Source organism: Streptomyces sp. UNOC14_S4 (assembly GCF_020740835.1).
Lineage (GTDB): Bacteria > Actinomycetota > Actinomycetes > Streptomycetales > Streptomycetaceae > Streptomyces.
Map to the genome: position 1 here is coordinate 1 of NZ_JAINFC010000584.1, position 4,427 is coordinate 4,427.

General features: G+C 72.1%; 5 protein-coding genes. All 5 read left to right on the top strand.

Annotated features, from left to right (window positions below; genetic code table 11):
• Nucleotides 1-877: A/G-specific adenine glycosylase (locus K6I34_RS32510; RefSeq protein WP_238490086.1), on the top strand; the 877-nt coding region annotated here is incomplete at its 5' end.
• Between the two features lie 279 nt (nt 878-1,156).
• Nucleotides 1,157-1,705 carry a SigE family RNA polymerase sigma factor gene (locus K6I34_RS32515; protein ID WP_121801639.1) on the top strand — a complete coding sequence of 183 codons (549 nt, stop codon included), beginning with the start codon at nt 1,157-1,159 and terminating at the stop codon, nt 1,703-1,705.
• The gene (locus K6I34_RS32520) at nt 1,693-2,355 is read left to right on the top strand and encodes a hypothetical protein (protein ID WP_308294091.1); all 663 of its coding nucleotides are present in this window, start codon (nt 1,693-1,695) and stop codon (nt 2,353-2,355) included. The genes K6I34_RS32515 and K6I34_RS32520 overlap by 13 nt, the downstream gene beginning before the upstream one ends.
• A 7-nt stretch (nt 2,356-2,362) precedes the next feature.
• Nucleotides 2,363-3,067 carry a two-component system response regulator CseB gene (gene cseB / locus K6I34_RS32525; RefSeq protein ID WP_121801640.1) on the top strand — a complete coding sequence of 235 codons (705 nt, stop codon included), beginning with the start codon at nt 2,363-2,365 and terminating at the stop codon, nt 3,065-3,067.
• Between the two features lie 30 nt (nt 3,068-3,097).
• Entirely contained in the window at nt 3,098-4,399 is a 1,302-nt protein-coding gene (cseC, locus tag K6I34_RS32530) for a two-component system sensor histidine kinase CseC (RefSeq protein WP_229331630.1), read from the top strand.
• Nucleotides 4,400-4,427 lie beyond the last annotated feature (28 nt).

The following is a 4,427-nucleotide window of genomic DNA, read 5'->3' on the forward strand; positions in this document are numbered from 1 at the left end:
CCCCCTCCACACCCTCCACGCCCCCGTCATCGCGTGGTTCGAGAGCCACGCCCGCGACCTCCCCTGGCGCCGCCCGGAGGCGGGCCCCTGGGGTGTGATGGTGAGCGAGTTCATGCTGCAGCAGACGCCGGTCAGCCGCGTGTTGCCGGTGTACGAGCAGTGGCTCGCCCGCTGGCCGCGGCCGGCGGACCTCGCGGCGGAGCCGCCCGGCGAGGCCGTGCGGGCGTGGGGCAGGCTCGGCTACCCGCGGCGCGCCCTGCGGCTGCACGCCGCGGCGACGGCGATCACGGAGCTGCACGGCGGCGAGGTGCCGGACGACCACGCGGAGCTGCTGGCCCTGCCGGGTGTCGGTGAGTACACGGCCGCCGCCGTGGCCTCGTTCGCGTACGGGCAACGGCACGCGGTGCTGGACACCAACGTCCGCCGCGTCTTCGCCCGCGCGGTGAGCGGCGTGCAGTACCCGCCGAACGCCACGACGGCCGCCGAGCGGAAGCTCGCCAAGGCGCTGCTGCCGGACAGCGAGCCGGTGGCCGCCGGCTGGGCCGCGGCGACGATGGAGCTGGGGGCGCTCGTGTGCACGGCGCGCACCCCCGACTGCGCCCGTTGCCCGATCGCGGCGCAGTGCGCGTGGCGGGAGGCCGGTTCGCCGGAGCACGACGGGCCGCCGCGCCGCGGCCAGACGTACGCCGGTACGGACCGGCAGGTGCGCGGGAAGCTGCTGGCCGTGCTGCGGGAGGCACTGGAGCCCGTGCCGCAGGCCGATCTGGACCGGGTGTGGCACGAGCCGGTGCAGCGCGCCCGTGCGCTCGACGGGCTGGTCGCGGACGGCCTCGTGGAGCCCCTCCCGCACGGCCTGTACCGCCTGCCGCTCACGTAACGGCGCCCCGAGCCTTGCCGCGCGCCCCCATGCGCTTCCGTACGCCTCACCCGTGCGCGTTCGATACGCCGCCTCCGTAACGATCCGAAGGCCCGCGGCCCCGTTTGCGCCCCATTTCATCGGCTTTCCGGATCGGCTGTTACACAACCTATGGACAGCTGTGCTCCAGCCGCAGTGCTGCTGCACATCACGCCGCAACAGCTCCTCCGTAGCGTCCTACCCGTGCTGGGGGACCGCCAGCGTTGACGCGGGGAATGCAAGCGGAATGGAGGCTGCAAGATGGCCAGCAGCGGCAAGGTTCTGGACTTCGAAGAGTACGTGCGCAACCGTCAGGACGCCCTCCTGCGCAGCGCCCGCCGCCTCGTCCCGGACCCCATCGACGCTCAGGACCTCCTGCAGACCGCCCTGGTGCGCACCTACGGCCGCTGGGAAGGGATAGCGGACAAGTCGCTGGCCGACGCCTACCTCCGCCGTGTCATGATCAACACTCGTACGGAGTGGTGGCGCGCCCGCAAGCTCGACGAGGTGCCCACCGAGCAGCTCCCCGACGCCTGCGTCGAGGACGGCACGGAGCAGCACGCCGACCGCGCTCTGCTGATGGACATCCTCGGTGTCCTGGCGCCCAAGCAGCGCAGCGTCGTGGTGCTGCGCCACTGGGAGCAGATGAGCACCGAGGAGACCGCGGAGGCGCTCGGCATGTCGACCGGCACGGTCAAGAGCACGCTGCACCGGGCCCTGGCCCGGCTGCGTCAGGAGCTGGAGAGCCGCGACCTGGACTTCCACGCCCTTGAGCGCAACGAGCGGGGGCAGGAACGGTGCGCAGCCTGAAAAAGGCGGCTCACGACAGGCCGGCACTGATCACCGGCGGCACGGTCGCAGCGTTGGCGGCCGCCGCCGGTCTTCTGCTTGCCGGTTGCGAGTCAGGCAGCGAGGGCGTGCGGAAGGAGGGCACCGCGCGGACGCAGTCCGCGGCGAAGCCCTCCCACGTGCCCTCGGCTTCGGTGTCCCCCACGCAGGGCCGGGTCGACGCCATAAAGCTGATCAAGGCCGACCCCAAGGTCAGCGATCAGGTGAAGAAGAACCTCAAGGCCTGCGACAAGAATCAGTACCCGGTCGACGTGATCTCCGGCCAGCTCACCGGCGGCGACGCCAACGACGTCGTGGTCAACATCCTGACCTGCGGTGATTCCCTGGGTGTCGCCTCGTATGTGTACCGTGCCAAGGGCGACACGTACGAGAATGTGTTCGCGTCCGAGCAGGCGCCCGTCTACGCCGAGATAGACCGCCGTGACCTCCGGGTCACGAAACAGGTCTACGGGCCGGGCGACGCGGCATGCTGTGCGTCGGGCGAGGACGTCATGACGTACCACTGGTCGGGGGACGAGTTCCGCGAGACCAGTCGTACGCACACCGACTTCAGCAAGGTCGGCGGCAGCAACGACAAGGGTGAACTCCCGAGCGTGGGAACGGAGGGCTGAGAGCGGCGTGGCCGATACGCATGTGCTCTTCGTCGAGGACGACGACGTCATTCGCGAGGCGACCCAGCTCGCGCTGGAGCGCGACGGCTTCGAGGTGACGGCGGTGCCCGACGGGCTGCTGGGGCTGGAGCGCTTCCGGGCCCGCAGGCCGGACATCGCCCTGCTCGACGTCATGGTGCCGGGCCTGGACGGGGTCAGCCTGTGCCGCCGCATCCGTGACGAGTCGACCGTCCCCGTGATCATGCTGTCGGCGCGGGCGGACTCCATCGACGTCGTGCTCGGCCTGGAGGCCGGGGCCGACGACTATGTGACCAAGCCCTTCGACGGTGCCGTGCTCGTCGCCCGGATACGGGCCGTGCTGCGGCGCTTCGGCCACGCCAGCGGCGCGGGCGGGGCCGGGGCCGAGGAGGCCGAGCCGCTCGAGGGCGGCGTGCTGCGCTTCGGTGACCTGGAGGTCGACACCGAGGGCATGGAGGTGCGCAAGGCCGGCGAGCCCGTCGCCCTCACGCCCACCGAGATGCGGCTGCTGCTGGAGTTCTCCGCGTCGCCCGGCACGGTGCTCTCGCGCGACCGGCTGCTGGAGCGCGTCTGGGACTACGGCTGGGGCGGCGACACCCGCGTCGTGGACGTCCATGTGCAGCGGCTGCGGGGCAAGATCGGCCAGGACCGGATCGAGACGGTCCGCGGCTTCGGCTACAAGCTCAGAGGCTGACCTCCCGATGGTTATCCACCGGGGCCCGTCATGGTGAGCTTCTCCCTGCGCTCCGGTCTGCGCTGGAAGGTCAGCCTCGCCATCGCCGCCGTCAGCGCGCTGGTGGCCGTGGCGCTGAGCCTGGTCGTGCACAACGCGGCCCGGAACTCGATGCTCGACAACGCGCGTGACGTGATGGACTCACGGGTCCAGATCGCCCAGAGCTACTACGAGAGCAACCACCGGCTGATGCTCCACGCGAAGCTGGACGACCCGGCGCTCCCCCAGCAGCTCAAGGACGCGGCGGCGGTCGGCCTGCGCGCCACCTACCTCCAGGACTCCGGCGGCAAGGGGGCCCCGGAGGTCTGGGCCTCGACCCCGCTGCGCAACGGCAAGATCCTCTCGATCCACACCCGCTTCCAGGACCGCTTCGCGATCCTCGACGCCCTCGACCGGGCGCTGATCATCGGCTCGGTCTCGGTGGTGCTGGGCGGCTGTGCCCTGGGCATCCTCATCGGCGGCCAGCTCTCCCGGCGGCTGCGGAAGGCCGCCACCGCGGCCCGCAAGCTCGCCGACGGCGACTCCGAGGTGCGGGTGCGCGAGGCCATCGGCGGCCGGGTGCGCGACGAGACGGACGACCTGGCGCGCGCGGTCGACGGCATGGCCGAGGCGCTCCAGAAGCGGCTGGAGGCAGAGCGCCGGGTCACCGCCGACATCGCCCACGAGCTGCGGACGCCCGTCACCGGGCTGCTCACCGCCGCCGAGCTGCTGCCGCCGGGCCGCCCCACCGAGCTCGTACGGGACCGGGCCCAGGCCATGCGCACCCTCGTCGAGGACGTCCTGGAAGTGGCCCGGCTGGACGGCTTCGCCGAGCGCGCCGAGATGCAGGACATCCGGCTCGGCGAGTTCGTGCAGCGCAGGGTCAGGATCGCCGAGCCCGAGGCGAGCGTCGAGGTCGTACGCGACGCCTACGTCTCCACCGATCCGCGCCGCCTGGAGCGCATCATCGGCAATCTGCTGGCCAACGCCGCGAAGCACGGCAAGGGACCGTTCGAGGTGACCGTCGAGGGCCGCGTGCTGCGGGTGCGCGACCACGGGCCGGGTTTCCCGGAGGAGTTGCTGAAGGAGGGCCCGAGCCGGTTCCGCACGGGCAGCTCCGACCGCGCGGGCAAGGGCCACGGGCTGGGGCTGACCATCGCCGCGGGCCAGGCCCGGGTGCTCGGCGCGCGCCTCACCTTCCGCAACGCCGACCCGGAGGCGGGCGAGGGGCACGGTGCGATCGCCGTCCTCTGGCTGCCCGAGTCCGCCCCGACGAACACGGGCAGCTTCCCGGTCATCCACGTCCCGGACTGATCCGGGACGGAACCGTCCGGCTCGGGCG

Bases quoted from the DNA above. Each gene is read 5' to 3' on its own strand.
- K6I34_RS32515 (WP_121801639.1), top strand. From the start codon at position 1,157: ATGGCCAGCAGCGGCAAGGTTCTGGACTTCGAAGAGTACGTGCGCAAC.
- cseC (WP_229331630.1), top strand. From the start codon at position 3,098: ATGGTGAGCTTCTCCCTGCGCTCCGGTCTGCGCTGGAAGGTCAGCCTC.